This window comes from Acidovorax sp. SRI_002 (genome assembly GCF_057586455.1).
On record NZ_JBYCZW010000007.1, the window covers coordinates 322,474 to 343,032 of the forward strand.

18 protein-coding genes are annotated in these 20,559 nt (G+C 63.8%); 15 read left to right on the forward strand and 3 right to left on the reverse strand.

Features of this window, described 5'->3' with window-relative positions:
• The first annotated feature begins 34 nt into the window (after positions 1-34).
• The 10 genes from AC2YJX_RS20750 (at position 35) to AC2YJX_RS20795 (ending at position 12,880) form a co-directional block, all read left to right on the forward strand.
• Complete coding sequence (locus tag AC2YJX_RS20750) at positions 35-493, forward strand: Lrp/AsnC family transcriptional regulator (RefSeq protein WP_010458688.1); 459 nt, start codon at positions 35-37, stop codon at positions 491-493.
• A 264-nt stretch (positions 494-757) separates the two neighbouring features.
• The gene (locus tag AC2YJX_RS20755; protein WP_487257158.1) at positions 758-1,672 is read left to right on the forward strand and encodes a LysR family transcriptional regulator; all 915 of its coding nucleotides are present in this window, start codon (positions 758-760) and stop codon (positions 1,670-1,672) included.
• Between the two features lie 319 nt (positions 1,673-1,991).
• A complete protein-coding gene (locus AC2YJX_RS20760; RefSeq protein ID WP_255577604.1) occupies positions 1,992-2,831 on the forward strand; it encodes a putative hydro-lyase in 840 nt (279 codons plus the stop codon).
• 25 nt (positions 2,832-2,856) lie between these two features.
• Positions 2,857-3,822 (forward strand): TRAP transporter substrate-binding protein, encoded by a 966-nt coding sequence (locus tag AC2YJX_RS20765; protein ID WP_176885811.1) that lies wholly within the window; start codon positions 2,857-2,859, stop codon positions 3,820-3,822.
• A 110-nt stretch (positions 3,823-3,932) separates the two neighbouring features.
• Complete coding sequence (locus tag AC2YJX_RS20770) at positions 3,933-4,442, forward strand: TRAP transporter small permease (protein WP_055402379.1); 510 nt, start codon at positions 3,933-3,935, stop codon at positions 4,440-4,442.
• A gap of 20 nt (positions 4,443-4,462) precedes the next feature.
• Entirely contained in the window at positions 4,463-5,761 is a 1,299-nt protein-coding gene (locus AC2YJX_RS20775) for a TRAP transporter large permease (RefSeq protein WP_121419955.1), read from the forward strand.
• A 43-nt stretch (positions 5,762-5,804) separates the two neighbouring features.
• Positions 5,805-6,770 (forward strand): TRAP transporter substrate-binding protein, encoded by a 966-nt coding sequence (locus AC2YJX_RS20780; RefSeq protein ID WP_055402383.1) that lies wholly within the window; start codon positions 5,805-5,807, stop codon positions 6,768-6,770.
• A gap of 34 nt (positions 6,771-6,804) precedes the next feature.
• Positions 6,805-7,377, forward strand: coding sequence for a hypothetical protein (locus AC2YJX_RS20785; protein WP_055402385.1), 573 nt, complete (start codon positions 6,805-6,807; stop codon positions 7,375-7,377).
• A 44-nt stretch (positions 7,378-7,421) separates the two neighbouring features.
• Positions 7,422-11,075 carry a hydantoinase B/oxoprolinase family protein gene (locus AC2YJX_RS20790; protein ID WP_121419957.1) on the forward strand — a complete coding sequence of 1,218 codons (3,654 nt, stop codon included), beginning with the start codon at positions 7,422-7,424 and terminating at the stop codon, positions 11,073-11,075.
• 131 nt (positions 11,076-11,206) lie between these two features.
• Positions 11,207-12,880, forward strand: a complete 1,674-nt coding sequence (locus AC2YJX_RS20795; RefSeq protein ID WP_487257159.1) for a methyl-accepting chemotaxis protein — start codon at positions 11,207-11,209, stop codon at positions 12,878-12,880.
• Between the two features lie 82 nt (positions 12,881-12,962).
• Here AC2YJX_RS20795 and AC2YJX_RS20800 read toward each other — a convergent pair whose 3' ends face one another.
• Complete coding sequence (locus AC2YJX_RS20800; protein ID WP_055402390.1) at positions 12,963-14,663, reverse strand: electron transfer flavoprotein-ubiquinone oxidoreductase; 1,701 nt, start codon at positions 14,661-14,663, stop codon at positions 12,963-12,965.
• Positions 14,664-14,802: 139 nt separating this feature from the next.
• Between AC2YJX_RS20800 and AC2YJX_RS20805 the strand changes: the two genes are divergently transcribed.
• Positions 14,803-15,585 (forward strand): SDR family oxidoreductase, encoded by a 783-nt coding sequence (locus AC2YJX_RS20805; protein ID WP_055402392.1) that lies wholly within the window; start codon positions 14,803-14,805, stop codon positions 15,583-15,585.
• Between the two features lie 20 nt (positions 15,586-15,605).
• Positions 15,606-16,031: an acyl-CoA thioesterase gene (locus tag AC2YJX_RS20810; RefSeq protein WP_487257160.1), complete on the forward strand. Its 426-nt coding sequence runs from the start codon at positions 15,606-15,608 to the stop codon at positions 16,029-16,031.
• 79 nt (positions 16,032-16,110) lie between these two features.
• Here the strand turns inward: AC2YJX_RS20810 and AC2YJX_RS20815 are convergent, their stop codons facing one another.
• Complete coding sequence (locus AC2YJX_RS20815) at positions 16,111-16,683, reverse strand: peroxidase-related enzyme (RefSeq protein ID WP_142146413.1); 573 nt, start codon at positions 16,681-16,683, stop codon at positions 16,111-16,113.
• Between the two features lie 45 nt (positions 16,684-16,728).
• Positions 16,729-17,475, reverse strand: a complete 747-nt coding sequence (locus AC2YJX_RS20820; protein ID WP_487257175.1) for an IclR family transcriptional regulator — start codon at positions 17,473-17,475, stop codon at positions 16,729-16,731.
• A 200-nt stretch (positions 17,476-17,675) separates the two neighbouring features.
• Between AC2YJX_RS20820 and AC2YJX_RS20825 the strand changes: the two genes are divergently transcribed.
• From AC2YJX_RS20825 to AC2YJX_RS20835, 3 genes are all read left to right on the forward strand, one after another.
• Positions 17,676-18,671 (forward strand): tripartite tricarboxylate transporter substrate binding protein, encoded by a 996-nt coding sequence (locus AC2YJX_RS20825; protein WP_121422712.1) that lies wholly within the window; start codon positions 17,676-17,678, stop codon positions 18,669-18,671.
• A gap of 196 nt (positions 18,672-18,867) precedes the next feature.
• Positions 18,868-19,554, forward strand: a complete 687-nt coding sequence (locus AC2YJX_RS20830) for an RraA family protein (RefSeq protein WP_228895083.1) — start codon at positions 18,868-18,870, stop codon at positions 19,552-19,554.
• On the forward strand, positions 19,551-20,492 hold the full coding sequence (locus tag AC2YJX_RS20835; protein ID WP_487257161.1) for an NAD(P)-dependent oxidoreductase: 942 nt from the start codon (positions 19,551-19,553) through the stop codon (positions 20,490-20,492). Before AC2YJX_RS20830 ends, AC2YJX_RS20835 begins: the two co-directional genes overlap by 4 nt.
• The last annotated feature ends 67 nt before the right edge of the window (positions 20,493-20,559 follow it).

Here is a 20,559-nt window from a genome sequence, read left to right on the forward strand (position 1 = left end):
CTGTGTTGGCGAAGATTGGTGAATAATCCAGCCGATGGATCGACTGGATAGAAAAATTCTCGCTGTGCTGCAGGGCAACGCCCGCGCCAGCCTGCAAGAGATCGGGCAGGCCGTGGGCCTGAGCGCATCGCCCTGCTGGGGCCGCATCAAGAAGATGGAAGAGGCGGGTGTGATCCAGGGCTATACCGTGCGCATCAACCCGCAGTCGCTGGACCTGGCCGACACGGTGCTGGTGCAGGTCACGCTCGACAGCCATTCCGACAACACGCTCGAAAAATTTGGCGAAACACTCGCCAGCATTCCTGAGGTGATCGAGGCGCACCTGGTGTCGGGCGACTACGACTACCTGCTGCGCATCGTCGTGAAGGACACGCGCGATTACGAGCGCTTGCTACGCGAGAAGCTCTACAAGATCAAAGGCATCCGGCACAGCCGCTCCAGCTTCGTGCTGCGCACGCTCAAGAAGGCCGATCTGCCCCTGTTTGTGGGGTGAGTTTGAATGAAATTGGACTCTAGCGCTTATCTGTAAAGCGCCAATAGCTATTGTTTTTATAGTATTTGCATCCGGTCGCAATTCCATTGCGCAGGCATCGAGGAAACCCGGCGATGCTCTGTTTTTGCGGCTCAAAGGCTGTGGAGCACGTGGATCAACGGCAGAATGGCCACGCCTTTCGGCGCTGGCTTGGGGGATGTTGCACCACCACGGTGCACCGCCAAGGAGCTTGCAACGTGCCAGCGAGGCCGGAGAACCACCACCATGAACCTGCGTTTTGTCGAAGCCTTTTACTGGGTGGCCTCCCTCAAGAGCGTGACGCGCGCAGCGGAAAAGCTCTTTCTGACGCAGTCGGCCATGTCAAGTCGCGTGGCGGCGCTGGAGGAAGAACTGGGCGTGCTGCTGCTGGACCGGCGCGACAAACATTTCAAGCTCACAGTGGCGGGCACGCGCTTTCTGACGTACGCCAAGCGGATGCTGGAGCTGCAACGCCAGCTCAAGGCCGAGATGGGCTCGGGCGGCCCGCTGGAAGTGTCGATTCGGCTGGGCGCCATTGAGTCGGTGCTCCACTCGTGGCTCATCCCCTGGGTGGAACAACTGCGCAAGGACAACCCGCTGCTGGAGCTGGAACTCACGGTCGAATCCACGCCGGTGCTGCTGGATCAGATCCGCCGGGGCACGCTGGATGCCGTGTTTGCGGCCTTGCCCGCATCGGCAGAAGGCATTCGCAGCCAGGCGCTGACGCCGATGGAGATGGTGTTCGTCGGCAACAGCAAGATCCAACGCAAGCGGCGCTATGCATCGGAAGACTTTGCCGGCACCGACATCCTGACCTTTCAGCGCGGTTCTCAGCCCCATGTGTACCTGCTGGACACGCTGCGCCAGGCGCAGGTGGAGCCGCGCTGCGTGCACACCATTTCCTCAATCTCTGCCATGGTGCAGCTGGTGCAGGGCGGTTTTGGCGTTGCCACGCTGCCGCGCCTGGCGGTGCAGAGGATGCTGGCATTCCCGGATCTTCGTGCGCTGGCCTGCGATATCGCGTTGCGTCCGCTGCCCATTCACGTGAGCTACCGCGAAGACCCGTCTTCGCCCGCAATGGAGGCGATCGTGCGTTCGGCGCTCAGCTTCATCGAAGCGCAGCAACCCCCAGCGCCCAAGCCCCGCAAGGCCCGCGCCTGAGCGCGGGGACCACGCACGCTCCTTTTTCCGCTGCGCGCACTGCGGTTGCGCTGTCTGCCTTCACGGCGCAGCCCCGAGGACTTCGCATTGAAGCGACATGCGCAGTTCGGTGCGGCTGCGCTTGTGCAAATTCTCCTTTCTAGGGTTCGGGTTAACCCTAAATAGAAGTCCAAGGGTTAACCCTGAGCACCAAATTGGTTTGCTTCGCCCCAATGAAGTGCATCGAAAAAATCGATGAGCTAAGAGAAATTTTTTGAATTTGCCAGCGCAGTTACACCCCAACACAATCCGTCCAACGTCATGCAATTGACTTTTCTCAATGCAAGGAAATACGGTGGACTTAGCTCAAGAAAATTCGCTCGCGGTGTTTGGCCCTGAGGGCACCAGCAATCCGAACCACGTCCGCGACACCATCCGCAAGGGCCTGTGGACATCGCACACCAGCGGTCTCGCAGACGGCCATGTGCAAGGCAACGTGGTCATCCTGCCCGAGGTGCTTGCCAGTGACTTTCTGCGGTTTTGCCAGCGCAATCCCAAGCCTTGCCCCGTGCTGGCGGTCAGCGAGCCCGGCCAGTTCACCCTGCCTTCGCTGGGCAAGGACATCGACATCCGCAGTGATGTGCCGCTGTACCGCATCTGGCGCCACGGTGAAATGTCGGAGGAGGTGGCGGACATTGCCAGCCTCTGGCGGCCGGACCTGGTCACCTTCATCCTGGGCTGTTCGTTTTCGTTCGAGTCCGCATTGATCGAGGCAGGCATCCGCCTGCGCCACATCGACGAAGGCAAGAACGTGGCCATGTTCCGCACCAACGTGCAAACCGAACCGGCCGGCCCTTTTGGCGGTGCCATGGTGGTGACCATGCGTCCCATGCCCGCAGCGGATGTGATCCGTGCGGTGCAAGTCACTTCTCGTTTTCCCAACGTGCATGGAGCGCCTGTGCACATCGGTGACCCGGCCCTGATCGGCATCGCCGATCTGGCCCATCCCGACTACGGCGACGCCGTAGCGCTGATGCCGGGCGAAATCCCTGTTTTCTGGGCCTGCGGCGTCACCCCGCAGTCGGCCATCTTGAATGCCCAACCCGCGTTCTGCATCACGCATGCACCGGGCTGCATGCTGGTCACCGACCTTCTCAACCACCAGCTCGCCAGTTTCTGATCCGCTTTCAACAAGGAGTTCCACCATGAAGAAAATCACAATTTGTTTGTCCGCAGTCCTCAGCGTCTGCGCCGCCCAGGCCCAGATCAAGTGGGACCTGCCCACGGGTTATGGCGCCAACAGCTTCCAGACGCAGAACGTGCAGCAGTTCGCCAACGAGGTGGATCAGCTCACGGGCGGCAAGCTCAAGATCGTGTTGCACCCCGGTGGCTCGCTGTACAAGGCCAACGAAATCAAGCGTGCGGTGCAAACCGGCCAGGTGCCTTCGGCCGAGTTCATTCTCTCGGGCGCATCCAACGAGAACCCGCTGTTTGGTGTGGACTCGATTCCGTTCTTGGCCACGAGCTATGCCGATTCCAAGCGCCTGTATCTGGCCGCCAAGCCTGCCCAGGAGAAGCTGCTCGCGTCCCAAGGCGTGAAAGTGCTGTTCAGCGTGCCATGGCCCGGCCAGTCGCTCTACTCGCTCAAGCCCGTGAGTACGCCCGCGGACTTTGCAGGCACCAAGATGCGGGCCTACAACCCCGCCACCACGCGCATTGCGCAACTGCTCAAGGCGCAACCGGTGACGATCCAGCTGTCGGAGCTGGGCCAGGCGCTGGCTACCAACACCGTGCAGAACTTCCTGACGTCCAGCGCCAGCGGCGTGGAATCCAAGCTGTATGAGCAGGTGAAGCACTTCTATCCCGTCAGCGCATGGCTTCCGCGCAATGCCACCGTGGTGAACCAGAAGGCGTTCGATGCCCTCGACAAGCCTTTGCAGGACGCCGTGCTGAAGGCAGCGGCAGCCGCCGAAGAGCGCGGCTGGGCCACGAGCGAGCGCGTGGACAAGGAGTTCATCAAAGAGCTGGGCGCCAAAGGCATGACCGTGGCCGAGCCCAGCGACAGCATCAAGAAGGAACTGGCAAGCATTGGCGAGTCCATGACGGCCGACTGGATCAAGTCTGCCGGGCCTGAGGGACAGGCCATCATCGACGCCTACCGCAAGAAGTAATCGTCGTTTTCCGGGCCCCCGCAGTGGGGCCGGGGTAGCACAGGCGCCTGCTGCCCAGTTCTTTAGTCGCCACTCCCCCTCATTTTTTTCAAGCGTTACCGGAGTACGCCATGGACAAACTCGTCCGAAATTTCTACAGGCTGCTGATGTTGCTGTCCGGCCTGTCCATGTTGGCTGCGTTCGCCGCAGTCACGCTGGGCGTGTTTGCCCGCGAGGTCATTCACGTCAACATCGACGGTCTCGACGCGTATGCAGGCTACGCCATCGCCGCAGCGCTGTTCTTTGCATTGCCCGGCACATTGCAAAACGGAGACCACATCCGGGTGACCCTGTTGCTCGACCGGCTGCCGTCACGCTGGCGCGGCGCCTTTGAATGGTTCTGCCTGTCCAGTGCACTGGTGCTCACGGCCTATATCGCCTGCTACGCAGTGCGCTCGGTGTGGATTTCCTACGTCACGCACGACATTTCGCCTGCGGCCGATGCTTCGCCGCTGTGGATTCCCCAGATCAGCATGGCCATGGGCTGCATCGGCTTTGCGCTGTCGTTTGCCCATGCGCTCATCCTGCGCTTTCAGGGCGTGGCCTTCATGGCCGTGTCTGAATCGGCCCGTTCCGAGTAACCCCCGCAGGAGAAATCAACATGGACGTCATCATTGCCTTTGGCCTGATCGTGGTGCTCTTTGCAGTGCTCGGTTCGGGTTTGTGGATCGGCCTGTCACTGCTTGCGGTGGCGCTGGTCGGTATGGAGCTTTTTACCAGCCGCCCCGTGGGCGACAGCATGATGCTGACTATCTGGGGGTCTACCTCCAGCTGGACGCTCACGGCCTTGCCGCTATTCCTCTGGATGGGCGAGATACTGTTTCGCAGCAAGCTGTCGAGCAGCATGTTCAAAGGCCTGGCGCCCTGGCTGGACCGTCTGCCCGGCCGTCTGTTGCATGTGAACGTGGTGGGCTGCACCATCTTCGCTGCCATCTCGGGCTCATCGGCGGCCACTTGCGCGACCATCGGCAAGATCACGCTGCCCGAACTCAAGCAGCGTGGCTATCCCGAAGACATCTCGGTGGGCACACTGGCTGGCGCAGGCACGCTGGGCCTGCTGATCCCGCCGTCGATCATCATGATCGTCTATGGCGTGGCGGCCAATGTGTCGATCTCCAAGCTGTTCCTGGCCGGCGTGATTCCAGGCCTGCTGCTGGCAGCACTGTTCATGGGCTACATCGTCGTGTGGGCCTTGTTCAACAAGGACAAGGTGCCAGCGCCCGATGCCCGCCTGAGCTTTGTGCAGAAGCTCTATGCGTCGCGCCACCTGATCCCTGTGGTGTCGCTCATCGTGGTGGTGCTGGGCGCCATCTACAGCGGTATTGCCACCGCCACCGAGGCCGCGGCGCTGGGTGTGGGCGGGTCGCTGATCCTGGCGAAGATCGAGGGATCACTCGATTGGGCGCGCTTCAAGGACGGGCTGGTCGCTGCCTGCCGCGTGTACTGCATGATCGGCCTCATCCTGGCGGGCGCCGCGTTCCTCACACTGGCCATGGGCTTCATCGGCCTGCCACGCCACCTGGCCGAGTTCATCGGCGCCCTGCACCTGTCGCCCTTTGCGCTGATGCTGCTGCTCATCGTGTTTTTCATCCTGCTGGGCTGCTTCCTGGATGGCATCTCCATGGTGGTGCTGACCATCGCGGTGCTGCTGCCCACGGTGGAAGCTGCAGGCTTTGACCTGGTGTGGTTCGGCATCTTCATCGTGTTGGTGGTGGAGATGGCGCAGATCACGCCGCCGGTGGGCTTCAACCTCTTTGTGCTGCAGGGCATGACGCGACGCGAAGTTACCTGGATCGCCCGCACTGCGCTGCCTTTGTTCGCACTGATGATCGTTGCGGTCATCCTGACGTATTTCGTGCCCGACGTCGTGCTCTGGCTGCCACGCCAGATGCAGGGCTGACCCCGCAGCATCCCTCGCCGAATAGTCCGTACAGGAGCTCACCATGAAGACTATCGTGTTGTTGGCCGCGCTTGCCGTGGCCCCGGTGCTGCACGCTCAAACCCAGTGGAAGCTGGCCACGGGCTACCGGGCGGAGTCGTTCCACACGCGCAATATCGTCCAGTTTGCGCAGGACGTGGAGCGTGCTTCAGCCGGTGCATTGCGCATTGAAGTGCATGCCAACAACGCCTTGTTCAAACTGGCGGAGATTCCTCAGGCGGTGCAGGACGGCAAGGCCCAGGCGGGCGAAACCATCATGACGAGCCTGGTGCGCGAGATCCCCATGGCAGGTGGCGATTCCGTGCCTTTTGTGGTCCGCAGCTATGCCGACGCACGGCGCATGTGGGATGTGCAGCGACCGTTGATCGAAGTGCACATGGCGCGCAAGGGGCTCAAAGCCTTGTACGCCGTGCCGTGGCCTCCGCAGGGGCTGTTCACCACGGTCCCGGTGCGTTCGTCGGTGGATTTCAAGGGCACCCGCATGCGCACCTACAACCCGGGCACGGTGCGTATTGCCGAGCTGCTGGGCGCCACGCCCGTGGATGTGCCCATGGTCGAGGTCAACCAGGCCCTGGCGGCCGGAAAGCTGGATTCGATGATCACATCGGCCCTGACCGGGGTGGAAAACCAGGTCTGGGGCCAGATCAAGCAGTACTACGGTATCAACGCCTGGTTCCCCAAGAACATCGTCTTTGTGAACCAGCAGGCGTTTGACGCACTGCCCGCCCCGGTGCGCCAGGCCGTGAGCCAGGCTGCAGCAGACGCCGAAAAACGGGGCTGGGCGATGAGCGCCGCCGTGGCCGAGGAGTCGGTGATCGAACTGCAGCGCAAAGGCATCAAGGTCGAGCCCCCCACCGCGGTGCTGGACTCCGAACTCAAACGCCTGGGCGAACGGTTTTCCCGCGAATGGGTGCGGTCCGTGGGGAGCGAGGCCAACCAGCTCTTCATCCCGTACTACACGCAGCGCTAGGCCATTGCATTGTTGGCATCACCGAGGAATCACCATGCAAACCCCTTCCGACACCATCGAGATGTATCTGCTGGCCAAGGATGGCAACCGGCCTCACCTGATCGAGCGGGCCTTTGCCGGCGGCGCGCTGCTGCGCATGGACGTGCGGCAGGGCGACATGGACTTTCCGCCGGTGGCCCACGGCCGCGACGCCATTGCCGAAACCCTGGTGCGCCGCTTTGGCCGCACTTATGAAAACGTGTACAGCTTCTGTCTGGCCGATCCTCCCGATCCTGCGTGTGCGGAGTTTCACTGCCCCTGGCTCGTGGCCATGACCGAAAAAGACAGCCGCGCGGTGCGCCTGGGTTGCGGCCAGTACCACTGGCGCTTTGCACCGGGCTCGCGCCTGGCGCAGGAGTTGAGCATTGTGGTGGACAGCATGCAAACCCTGCCGCCCTCGGACATCCATGTCGTGATGCCCTGGATCGCTGCACTGAGCCGCCCCTGGTGCGGAGCGGACAAGGCCATGGTCACAGCGCCCTCCATTCCTTCTGTGCGCGCGGTGCTTGAGGCACTGGCTCGCGCGCCGCGCTCCCCGGCCCGCTCCCCTCTGGCCCTGGCGGCCTGAGCGAGCACCGAACCCTTTCATTTCACTTTGCAAACCATCACACCATGACACAACTTGCACCCACCACCCACATTCCCCGCTGGCAGTTCTGGATTGACCGTGGGGGCACATTCACCGACATCGTGGCCAAGCGGCCCGATGGCTCGCTGACCACCCACAAGCTGCTGTCCGAAAACCCCGAGCAGTACAAGGACGCCGCCGTGGCGGGCATCCGCCACCTGCTGGGTTTGAAGCCTGGCGAGCCCGTCACACCCGCGCTGGTGGAGTGCGTGAAGATGGGCACCACCGTGGCCACCAACGCATTGCTGGAGCGCAAGGGCGAGCCCACGCTGCTGGTGACCACGCGCGGCTTTCGCGACGCGCTGCGTATTGCCTACCAGAACCGCCCCCGTTTGTTTGACCGCCACATCCAGTTGCCCGAGCTTTTGTACACCGAGGTGATCGAAGCGTGCGAACGGGTGGGCGCCCATGGCGATGTGCTGCAGGCACTGGACGAACCCAGCCTGCGCGGCGACCTGCTGGCCGCCTACGGACGTGGTCTGCGCAGCGTGGCTATTGTGTTCATGCACGGCTACCGCTACACCCAGCATGAACAGGCGGCTCAGCGCATCGCCAAAGAGGTGGGCTTCACGCAGATCAGCACCTCGCACGAAACTAGCCCGATGATGAAGTTCGTGAGCCGGGGCGACACCACCGTGGTGGATGCTTACCTCTCGCCCATCCTGCGCCGCTATGTGGAGCAGGTCGCCAGCGAGATGCCGGGCGTCAAGCTGTTCTTCATGCAGTCTTCGGGGGGCCTCACCGATGCGGGTACCTTCCAGGGCAAGGATGCGATTCTGTCGGGGCCCGCAGGTGGCATCGTAGGCATGGCGCGCACGGCGGGCCTGGCCGGGCATGAAAAGGTCATCGGCTTTGACATGGGCGGAACGTCCACGGATGTAAGTCACTACGCCGGTGCGTTCGAGCGCGAGTTCGAAACCCACGTCGCCGGTGTGCGCATGCGCGCCCCCATGATGAGCATCCACACGGTGGCGGCTGGCGGCGGCTCGGTGCTGGCCTACGACGGTGCCCGCTTCCGAGTGGGCCCCGAGAGCGCAGGCGCCAACCCAGGCCCGGTGAGCTACCGCCGTGGCGGCCCGCTGGCCGTGACCGATGCCAACGTGATGGTGGGCAAGGTGCAGCCGCGTTACTTCCCCAGCGTGTTTGGCCCCGCCGCCAACGAAACACTGGACGCCGATGCGGTGCGCGCCCGTTTTGAGGAAATTGCTGCGCAGACCCAGCGCAAGCCCGAAGAAGTGGCCGAAGGCTTCATCCAGATCGCTGTGCAGCAGATGGCCAACGCCATCAAGAAGATCAGCGTGGCACGCGGCTACGACGTGACGCGCTACACGCTGCAGTGTTTTGGTGGCGCGGGCGGCCAGCATGCCTGCCTGGTGGCCGATGCCTTGGGCATGTCGCGTGTGTTTGTGCACCCGCTGGCGGGCGTGCTCAGTGCTTATGGCATGGGTCTGGCGGACCAGACTGTGATCCGCGAACAGGCGGTGGAGATGCCACTGGCCGCCGCATCGCTGCCGCTGATTGCGGAACGCCTGGACGCACTGGGCTCTGCGGCCCAGGCCGAGCTGGAGCGCCAGCAGGTCAGCGCCAACCCGGTGCAGGTGCGCCACAACGTGCACGTGCGCTACGAAGGCACCGATTCGGCCCTGGTGGTGCCGTTTGGCGACATGGCCAGCATCCAGGCCGCTTTCGAATCTGCCTATCGCCAGCGTTTTGCCTTCCTGATGGTAGGCAAGGGTCTGGTGGTGGAGGCCGTGTCGGTCGAGGCCATGATTGCGGGCGATGCCCCCGCCGAGCCGCGCCTTCCCGTGCATCCGCACCGCAAGCACCCACAGCGCGAGACGGTGAAGATGTACTCGGGCAGCGCATGGCACGATGCCGCCCTGGTGGTGCGCGAGGACCTGCACCCTGGCGACGTGATCCCAGGTCCGGCCATCATTGCCGAGAAGAACACCACCACCGTGGTGGAGCCCGGCTGGTCTGCGCGCCTCACGGACCTGGATCACCTGGTGCTGGACCGCGTCACCGCGCGCAAGGTGCAGTACGCCGCAGGCACCACGGTGGACCCGGTGCTGCTGGAGGTGTTCAACAACCTGTTCATGAACATCGCTGAGCAGATGGGCCTGCAGCTGCAGAACACGGCCTACTCGGTCAACATCAAGGAGCGCCTGGACTTCAGCTGTGCGCTCTTCGATGCCACCGGCAACCTGATTGCCAACGCGCCGCACATGCCCGTGCACCTGGGTTCCATGGGTGAGAGCATCAAGACCGTGATCCGCGAGAACGCGGGCAAGATGCACCCGGGCGATGTGTACATGCTCAACGACCCGTACCATGGCGGCACCCACCTGCCCGATGTGACGGTGATCACCCCGGTGTATGTGGCCGAGGGCAAGGAGCCCACGTTTTATGTGGGCAGCCGGGGCCACCATGCCGACATCGGCGGCACCACGCCGGGCTCGATGCCACCGTTCTCCACGCGCATCGACGAAGAGGGTGTGCAGATCAACAACGTGAAGCTGGTGGACCGTGGCATCTTTCTGGAAGAAGAGGTGCGCAGCCTGCTGACGACGGGTGGCGGCACCACGCCATACCCCAGCCGAAATCCCCAGCAGAACCTGGCCGATCTGCGCGCGCAAATCGCTGCCAACGAGAAGGGCGTGCAGGAACTCTCGAAGATGGTGGGACAGTTTGGCCTGGATGTCGTGCAGGCCTACATGCGCCATGTGCAGGACAACGCTGAAGAGTCGGTGCGCCGCGTGATCACGCAGCTCAAAGACGGGCAGTTCACCCTGAAGCTGGACAATGGCGCACAGATCAGCGTGTCGGTCAAGGTCAATGTGGCCGAGCGCAGCGCGGTCATCGACTTTGCAGGCACCAGTGCGCAGCAGACCAACAACTTCAACGCCCCACGTGCGGTGTGCATGGCGGCGGTGCTGTATGTGTTCCGCACGCTGGTCGACGATGACATTCCGCTCAATGCCGGGTGCCTCAAGCCCCTGCAGGTCATCATCCCGCAGGGCTCCATGCTCAACCCCAATCCGCCGGCCTCGGTGGTGGCGGGCAATGTGGAGACCTCCACCTGCATCACCAATGCGCTGTTCGGCGCTTTGGGCGTGATGGCGGGCAGCCAGCCCACCATGAACAACTTCACCTTTGGCAATGCGCAGTACCAGTACTACGAAACCATTGCCGGCGGCAGCGGCGCCGGTGCGGTGTTCGATGCTTCGGGCCGCACGGTGCGCGGGTTTGACGGCACCAGCGTGGTCCAGACGCACATGACCAATTCGCGCCTAACCGACCCCGAGGTGCTGGAGTTCCGCTTCCCCGTGGTGCTCGACAGCTACGAGATCCAGCGCGGGTCTGGCGGGGCAGGCCGCTGGGCGGGTGGTGATGGTGGCGTGCGGCGCGTGCGCTTTCTGGAGGCGATGACGGCCAGCATTTTGTCCAACGGGCGCCTGAACCCCGCCTTTGGCATGGCAGGCGGCCAGCCCGGCCGGCCCGGTGCCAACCGCGTGCTGCGTGCCAACGGCCAGGTGGAAGAGCTGGGCCATATCGGCGCGGCGCTGATGGAGCCTGGCGATGTGTTCGAAATCGCTACCCCCGGCGGTGGCGGCTTTGGCGAATGTGTCACGTCGTGACGTGATGGGCCGCTGACCCCAGTGGGGCATGTGCTGTGTGCGATGTACCTGCGGGGACACACTGGGCACAGCGCTTGCCACCACTGGTTTCCACCCCCGCACGGTGCGGGAAATGAACCAGGAGAACGCTCATGAACTACTTGCCAGCCACTTCCGGGGCGCTTGGCGGCGCCACCTTCTCCGCCGCACCTGCACACGCGGATGTCAACCGTGCCACAACAGACTCTGCCGCCCAGAGCCCAGAGCCTGCGCGGCGCAGCCGCACCCTGAGCGTGGGGCAGAAGCTGGCGGCCAGCTTTGGCATTCTGGGCTTCGCGGTGGCCTTGCTCGGCGCCACCACCTGGCTGACGGGCCAGGACACCAGCCGCCAGGCTACGCTGCTGACTGCAGAGCAGCTGCCCATTGAGCGCACGGTGCGGGACTGGAAAACGCAGTCTGTCTATATCGGCCAGATTGCATTGCGTGCCACGTTGTCGTCCGACGTGTTCCCGCTGGTGGCTGAGATGCGCAGCCAAATCGCCGCCGAAGACGCGATGCGCAAGCGCATTGAAGAAGCGATGGCCAAGGCGTCCTCCAGCGAGAGCGCCGGGCCGCTGTGGACCGAAGCCCAGGAGCAACGCCAGAAATATGCAGTGTTGCGGGATGCGCTGGTGCAAAACGCCCTCGAAGCCAAGATCATCAGCCAGAAGGAGTTGCAGGAACACGCTGCTGCGTTGACCCAGTACCTGCGCTCCATTGACCAGTTGCTCGCAGCCTCCGAGCAGTCATCCCTGAAAGCGGGTGACAGCATGATTACCGACGCGTCCCGTGCGCAATGGGTCAGTGCTGTGGCGGTGCTGGTGGTGGTGGCGCTGTCGGCGCTGTTTGGCTGGCTGCTGCGGCGCTCCATCGTGCTGCCGCTGCGCCAGGCCTGCGAAGCGGCGGATCTGGTGGCGCGGGGCGACCTGACGGTGCGCATGCAAACCCAGCGCACCGACGAGATTGGCCAGCTGCTCACGGCGCTGGACAAGATGGTCGAGTCGCTGCACTACGTGGTGACCGAGGTGCGTGACTCGGGCGAATCCATCCATGTGGCCAGCTCTGAGGTGGCCGCGGGCAACACTGACCTGAGCATGCGCACCGAGCATGCCGCCAGCAACCTGCAGCAGACGGCGGCCAGCATTGCGCAGCTGGCGCAGATGGTGGCCGCCAATGCCGACAGCACGCGCCAGGCCAATGCCCTGGCGCTGAACGCCACCGAAGTGGCCAGCAAAGGCGGCGAAGTGGTCAGCCAGGTGGTCAAGACCATGGAAGAGATCAACGCCAGTAGCAAGAAGATCGCCGACATCGTTGGCATCATTGATGGCATTGCGTTCCAGACGAATATCCTGGCACTGAACGCCGCCGTGGAGGCCGCCCGCGCGGGCGAACAGGGGCGCGGCTTTGCCGTGGTGGCCAGCGAAGTGCGGGGCCTCGCAGGGCGCAGTGCCAATGCGGCGCGCGAGATCAAGGCGCTGATCTCCACCAGCGTAGACAAGGTGAGTGACGGCGCCCGGCTGGTGGTCACCGCAGGTTCCACCATGGGCGACATCGTGCAGAGCGTGGAGCGGGTGACCACGCTGATGTCCGAGATCAACGAGGCCAGCAGCGAGCAGAGTACGCAGATCGGCCAGGTGAGCCAGGCGGTCGACCAGCTCGACCACATGACGCAGCAAAACGCCGCGCTGGTGGAGCAGGGCGCTGCAGCGGCCCAGAGCCTCAAGGACCAGGCCAACCGGCTGGCGGGTGCGATGGGGCAGTTTCAACTCACGCGGGCAGCCGCGTGAGCGCCAGTGCCAGATACATCAATAAAAAAGGGCCTGCAGCGCAGGCCCTTCAAGCACTAGGCGCTATGAATTTTGATGGTGCTCACATGCCTGCATAGTTCGGACCGCCGCCGCCTTCAGGGGTGACCCACACGATGTTCTGCGTGGGGTCCTTGATGTCGCAGGTCTTGCAGTGCACGCAGTTCTGCGCATTGATCTGCAGACGCTGGGCATCACCGCCTTTGGTGGTGTCGGGCACGAACTCGTAAACGCCCGCCGGGCAATAGCGCGCCTCGGGGCCCGCGTACTTGGCCAGGTTGATGTTGACCGGCACGCTCGCGTCCTTGAGCGTCAGGTGGGCGGGCTGGTTCTCTTCATGGTTGGTGTTGCTGATGAACACGCTGGAGAGGCGGTCGAACGTGAGCTTGCCATCGGGCTTGGGGTAGACGATGGGTTTGCACTCGGCCGCAGGCTTGAGGTACGCGTGGTCGGGCTTGTCGCGGTGCAACGTCCAGGGGATGTGGCCGCGCAGCACAAATTGTTCGAAACCGTTCATCAGCGTGGCCGTGGTCAGGCCGTACTTGAACCAGTTCTTGAAGTTGCGGTCCTTGTTCAGTTCGGTGTGCAGCCAGCTCTTTTCAAAGGCTTCTGGGTAGGCTGTCAGCTCGTCGTGCTGGCGGCCAGCCACCACGGCGTCGTAGGCGGCTTCAGCGGCCAGCATGCCGGTCTTGATGGCGGCGTGGCTGCCCTTGATGCGGCCCACGTTCAGGTAGCCCGCATTGCAGCCCACCAGTGCGCCACCCGGGAACACGGTCTTGGGCAGGGCGTTGATGCCGCTGGCGTTGATGGCGCGCGCGCCGTACGACAGGCGCTTGGCCGTGATTTCGCCTTTTTCGTTTTCGAAGTAATAGCGGACGTTCGGGTGCGTCTTCCAGCGCTGGAATTCTTCAAACGGGCTGAGGTAGGGGTTCTGGTAGCCCAGGCCGGTCACAAAACCGACGGCGACTTTGTTGCCCTCCAGGTGGTACAGGAAGGCGCCGCCGTAGGTGTCGTTCTCCATGGGCCAGCCAGCGGTGTGCATCACAAAGCCGGGCTGGTGCTTCTTGGGGTCGATTTCCCAGAGTTCCTTCACGCCAATGCCAAAGCTCTGCGGGTCGCGGTCCTTGTCGAGCTGGTACTTGGCAATCAGCTGCTTGCCCAGGTGGCCGCGTGCGCCTTCGGCAAACACGGTGTATTTGCCCAGCAGCTCCATACCGAGCTGGAAGTTCTCGGTGGGCTCGCCGTCCTTGCCGATGCCCAGATTGCCCGTGGCCACACCCTTGACGGAGCCGTTGTCGTTGTAGAGGACCTCTGCGGCGGTAAAGCCGGGGAAGATTTCCACGCCCAGGGCCTCTGCCTGCTCGCCCAGCCACTTGGTCAGGTTGCCCAGGCTGATGATGTAGTTGCCATGGTTCTGCGCAAACGGTGGCAGGAACATGTTGGGCACGCGAAAGCCCGATTTTTCAGACAGGAAGATGTAGGCGTCGTCAGTGACGGGCTGGTTGAGCGGGGCGCCGCGCTTTTTCCAGTCGGGGATCAGCTCGGTGAGGGCCTTGGGGTCCATGATGGCGCCCGACAGGATGTGCGCACCGGGCTCGGAGCCTTTTTCGAGCACCACGACCGAGACGTCCTGGCCTTTTTCGGCCGCCAGTTGCTTCAGGCGGATCGCAGTGGCAAGGCCGCCAGGGCCGCCGCCAACGACCACCACGTCGTATTCCATGGATTCGCGGGGGCCGTATTGGGCGAGGATTTCTTCGTTGGTCATGGGCTTCTCGTCGGGCGTTTGATAATGGATTATTTTCTACAGAGCGCCGACCGCGCCCTGTCTGTCTGGCGACTGATTGTATTCACGGAATATGGACAATCGAACGACCGTTCTATTTTGATCAGTAGGGAGACTCTAAATGGCATACAGCATCGACTTGTCCGGCCGCGTGGCCTTCATCACGGGCGCATCCAGCGGCCTGGGCGCGCAGTTTGCCCGCACGCTGGCCCGCGCGGGCGCAGGCGTCGTGTTGGCCAGCCGCCGGGTGGAAAAACTCAAGGAGCTGCGCGCGCGCATCGAAGGCGAGGGCGGTGACGCCCATGTGATCGAGCTGGACGTGACCGATCACGACTCCATCAAGTCCGCCGTGGCCCATGCCGAGACCGAAATGGGCTCCATCGACATTCTGGTGAACAACTCGGGCGTGAGCACCACGCAGCGCATCCAGGACGTGACGCCCGAGGACTATGACTTCATCTTCGACACCAATGTGAAGGGCGCCTTCTTTGTGGCGCAAGAGGTGGGCAAGCGCATGCTGGCCCGCTCCCGCGGTGCAGCGCCGGGCAGCTTCACCGGCGGTCGCATCATCAATATCGCTTCGATGGCGGGCCTCAAGGTGCTGCCGCAGATCGGTGCCTATTGCATGAGCAAGGCCGCCGTGGTGCAGATGACCAAGGCCATGGCCATCGAATGGGGCAGGTTCGGCATCAACGTGAATGCGATCTGCCCGGGCTACATCGACACGGAAATCAATCACCACCACTGGCAGACCGAGCAGGGCAAGAAGCTCATCGACATGCTGCCCCGCAAGCGCGTGGGCAACGCGCAAGACCTGGATGCGCTGCTGGTGATGCTGGCCAGCGACCAGAGCCATTTCATCAATGGTGCGGTGATTGCGGCCGATGACGGCTTTGGGGTCTGATCCCTCGGGTGTGCGAAGCCATGAAGATTGAAATCCCGGAAGTCAAGAAGCTGGTTTTTGAAATGCGCTTCCCCGTGCGTTGGGGCGACATGGACGCCATGGGCCATGTCAACAACACGGTGTATTTCAGGTACCTGGAGACGGCGCGCATCGACTGGATGGTGTCGGTGGGCTGCAACCCCGATCCGCGCGGGCAGGGGCCGGTCATCGTCAATGCGTTCTGCAATTTCTACAAGCAGCTCGAATACCCGGCTGACGTGCTGCTCAAGCTCTACGTGAGCGACCCGGGCCGCACCACGTTTGAGACCTGGGGCACGATGGAGCGCGTGGACCAGCCCGGCGTGATTTGCGCGGCAGGTGGCGCCACCACCATCTGGGTGGACTTCCCGCAGCAGAAGGCAGCGCCCTTGCCGGACTGGATGCGGGCGCTGGTCTCTGCGGATTGAATTTGAATGAAATAGGGCTCTAGCGCTTATTGGTTAAGCGCCAGTAGCTATCAAACATGTAGTAATTGCGCCAGGGCACTTACTTCTGCTTGGGCACCCGTCCCATCAAGTAAAACTCTGGGTTGGGCTGCATGCCCGCAAAGCTGGCCATGCGGTTGCTCAGGCCAAAGAACGCAGTGATGGCCGCGATGTCCCAGATGTCCTCGTCGTCAAAACCATGGGCGTGCAGGGCCACAAAGTCGGCGTCCTCGACTTCGTGTGCGTCAAGGCAGACCTTCATCGCAAAGTCGAGCATGGCGCGCTGGCGCGGGCTGATGTCGGCCTTGCGGTGGTTCACGGCCACCTGGTCGGCCACAAACGGTTTCTTTTCGTAGATGCGCAGGATGGCGCCGTGGGCCACCACGCAATACAGACATTGGTTGGCCGCACTGGTGGCGGTCACGATCATCTCGCGCTCGCCCTTGGTCAGGCTGCCTTCTTCTTTCAGCATGAGTGCATCGTGGTAGGCAAAGAACGCTCGCCACTCGGCCGGGCGGCGTGCAAAGGCCAGGAACACATTGGGGATGAAGCCCGCCTTCTCCTGCACTTCCACGATGCGTGCGCGGATGTCTTCGGGCAGGGTGTTCAGGTCGGGAAAAGGGTAGCGGCTCACGGCGGTCTCCTGTGGTTTTTGTGAGTTGAGGTTGCGGGGCAAGTATCACGGATGCCACTGGGTGGCTCGTACAGGGCTTTGTGCGGGCGCGGCCGAATTGCCCGCCAGCGCATACGACAACTGGGTGGCCGCAGCCATCACTGTCTGCGCCAGCGCTTCGAGCTTTTCGGCGGGCAGGCGCGATGCCGGGCCCGAAATGCACACCGAGCCCATCAGCCGCCAGTGCATGCCAAACACCGGCGCTGACACGGTGGCCACGCCCTGTTCGCGCTCGCCAATCGACCAGTGGTAGCCCTTCTTGCGGATCTCTTCATAGGCCTTGCCCGGCTCGCCAGAAAACGCCAGGATCACACGGCCCGGCGATCCTTTGTCCAGCGGCAGGCCTTCGCCCATGCGTGCGTGGTGGCGCAGCGCCTGCGGGCCTTCCACACGGACGAGGCAGGTACGCACATTGCCTTCGCGCACATAAAACGCGGCGCTTTCGCCCGTGGCAAGGGTCAGCTCGCGCAGCGCGGGCTCCAGCACGTTCTGCACGTCAAAACCGGCCTGGTAGCGCGCCCCCAGCCAGCCTGCGGCCGGGCCCAGGCGCCAGTCGCCGTCCTCGCGCTGCACCATGAAGCCCGACTGCGCCAGCGTGCGCGCCAGGCGCAGCACGGTGGTCTTGTGCAGGCCGCAGCGGCGGCTCAGCTCGGCCAGGGGCAGGCTGGATTCGCCCAGTGCAAAGGCTTCCAGCACCTGCAGGGCACGTGTGACGGCGATGACACCACCGGGTTCTGCATCTGCCGGAGCCATGGGACGGGGCGCGGGGGCGAGGGGTTGGGAGGGCTTGGCGGGGTGGTTGCTCATGGCGCAATTCGTTTCATGGTACGCAACTGCATTGTATGGGTTGAAACGTCTGCGTACAGTCGCACCCACGGCGCCGGACCAGAACACGTATCACAACAAAGGCCCTGCAGACCGGCGTGACGAACCACCATAACGGAGACAAATTCATGACCGCCTTCACTTCGCTTTCGCGCTCCCTGTGCGCTGCCTTCCTGGGCTTTGCGGCCGCAGCCGCACCCACCGGGGCCGCTCTGGCGCAGGCCGCTTACCCCAGCAAACCCATCCGCCTCATCGTGCCGTTCCCGCCCGGCGGCGGCACCGACATGATTGCCCGCACGGTGGCGCAAAAGCTCACGGACCAGAACAAGTGGAACGTCATCGTGGACAACCGCCCCGGCGCGGGCGGCAACCTGGGGGTGGACGCCGCCGCCAAGTCACCCGCCGACGGCTACACGCTCGTCATTGGCCAGACCAGCAACCTGGCCATCAACCCCACGCTGTACCCCAAGCTGCCGTACGACCCGCTCAAGGACCTGGTGCCCGTGGCGCTCGTCTCGTCCTCGCCCATCGTCATGGCTGCGCCCATCAACTCACCCTTCAAGAGCTACGCCGATGTGGTGGCGGCCGCCAAGGGCAAGCCTGACGCGCTCACGCTGGGCTATTCGGGCAACGGCACCGTGGCCCACCTGGCCGGTGAGCTGGCTGAAAACGCCGCCGACATCAAGCTGCGCCACATCCCCTACAAGGGCGCGGCCCAGGCCATGACGGACCTGGTGGGCGGGCAGATCGACCTGTACATGTCGTCGGTGCCCACGCTGCTGGGCCAGGTGCGCAATGGCAAGCTCAAGGTCATCGCCATCACCTCGGCCAAGCGCTCGCCGCAACTGCCGGATGTGCCCACACTGGCCGAGTCGGGCTACAAGGGCTTCGAGGCCGTGACCTGGTTCGGCATCCTGGCCCCTGCCGGTACGCCCACACCCATCCTGGCGCAGCTCAACAAGGCCATCAACGCGGCACTGCAGCAACCCGATGTGGCCGACAAGCTGCGCTCCGAAGGCGGCGATGTGCTGGGCGGCACCGCCGAACAGTTCAGCGCGCTGCTCAAAGCCGAAGTGCCGCGCTGGGCCAAGATCGTCAAGGACTCGGGCGCCAGCCTGGACTGACGGGCTCACGCTGGGGGGAGCGGTTTGTCCCCCGTATCTGCCCGCCCCACTTCTTCACCTTCGCATTTCGTCTGCACTTCGCCAGCCGCTGAGTCCGGGGCTGGTTGCGCTGCGGCATGGGCGCCTTGCACGCGCATCCCAGTCAGCCGCGCCCATTCGCTCCCCAGCATCTCCGCGTTCTTTCCAAGGATTCCCCATGAGCCAACTCCCTGAAATCATCCGCACCATCGACCGCGTGAGCGCCGACGTAGTGCAAAAAGCCGCCACCTACCAGGCCGCCATCCTGGCCGACGTGGCAGGCCGCCGCGGCACCATGCACGGCCGTGTGGCCCCTGTGCACCAGAACATGAAGGTGGCGGGCCCGGCCTTCACCGTGGAAGTGCGCCCCGGCGACAACCTCATGATCCACGCCGCCATCGCCCTGGCCCAGCCGGGCGATGTGCTGGTGATCGACGGCAAGGGCGACCAGACGGCGGCCCTGATGGGCACGCTGATGCTCAGCGCCTGCAAAAAGCGCGGCCTGGCCGGCGTGATCGTGGATGCCGCCATCCGAGACAAGCTGGAGATCCTGGAGCTGGACTTCCCCGTGTTCAGCGCGGGTTTCAACCCTGCAGGCCCCACCAAGTACGTGCCCGGCCGCATCAACCACCCCATCTGCGCCGGTGGTGCCGTGGTGAACGCGGGTGACCTGGTCGTGGGCGATGCTGATGGCGTGGTGGTGATCGAGCGCGAAAAAGCCCCCGCCATGCTGGCCCTGGCCGACAAGAAGGTGGCCGACGAAGCCGCCCGCATCGAAGCCATTGCACGCGGCGACACCGCATCGAAATGGCTGCCTGCCGCGCTGCGCGCTGCTGGCGTGCTGAAGGAAGGGGAATCGCTGTGAGCCAAACCATCATCGTCACCGGCGCCGATCTGGCGCAGCAAGCCCTGGACCTGCTCACGGGCTACGACATCGTCTACGCAGGCAAGACGCCTACCGAAGAAGACATGGTGGCCCTGTGCGGTGCGCACAACCCCGTGGCCATCATCGTGCGCTACGGCAAGGTGGGCGCTGCGGTGATGGACGCGGCCCCGGCGCTCAAGGTCATCTCCAAGCACGGCAGTGGCACCGACACCATCGACAAGGTGGCGGCCAAGGCCCGGGGCATTGAGGTGGTGGCCGCCGTAGGCGCCAACGCTGCGGCCGTGGCCGAGCAGGCGCTGGCGCTGCTGCTGGCTTGCGCCAAATCGGTGGTGCAGCTCGATGCGCGCATGCACGCGGGTCACTGGGACAAAGCCACGCACAAAAGCCTGGAACTGGGTGGCCGCACCGTGGGCCTGGTGGGCCTGGGCGCCATCGGCCTGCGGTTTGCCAAGATGGCCGACGCCCTGGGCATGCGCGTGATCGGCTTTGACCCGTTTGCGAAGAACCTGCCGGACTATGTGCAGAGCGTGGGCCTGGAGACGATCTGGCGCGAAGCCGATGCTGTGTCTTTGCACTGCCCGCTGACCGACGAGAACCGGGGCATGCTGAACGCCACCACGCTGGCGCAATGCAAGCGCGGCGTGATTGTGGTGAACACGGCGCGTGGCGGCCTGATCGACGAGGCCGCGCTGCTGGCTGCCGTGCGTTCGGGCCAGGTGATGGCGGCAGGGCTGGACAGCTTTGCGGTCGAGCCGATGACGGCGGGCCATCCCTTCCAGGGCGAGAAGCACTTCATCCTCAGCCCCCACATCGGCGGTGTGACCAGCGATGCCTACGTGAACATGGGCGTGGGCGCGGCGCAGAACCTGCTCGCCGTGCTGGCCCGGGTGCCTGGCGCAGCGATGGCTGCGGCCTGACGCCAGCCCCCTTCCTGAAAGCAAAGAGAAAAAAGGCACGGGGCAGGGCGCCCCGGCCCATGGAGAC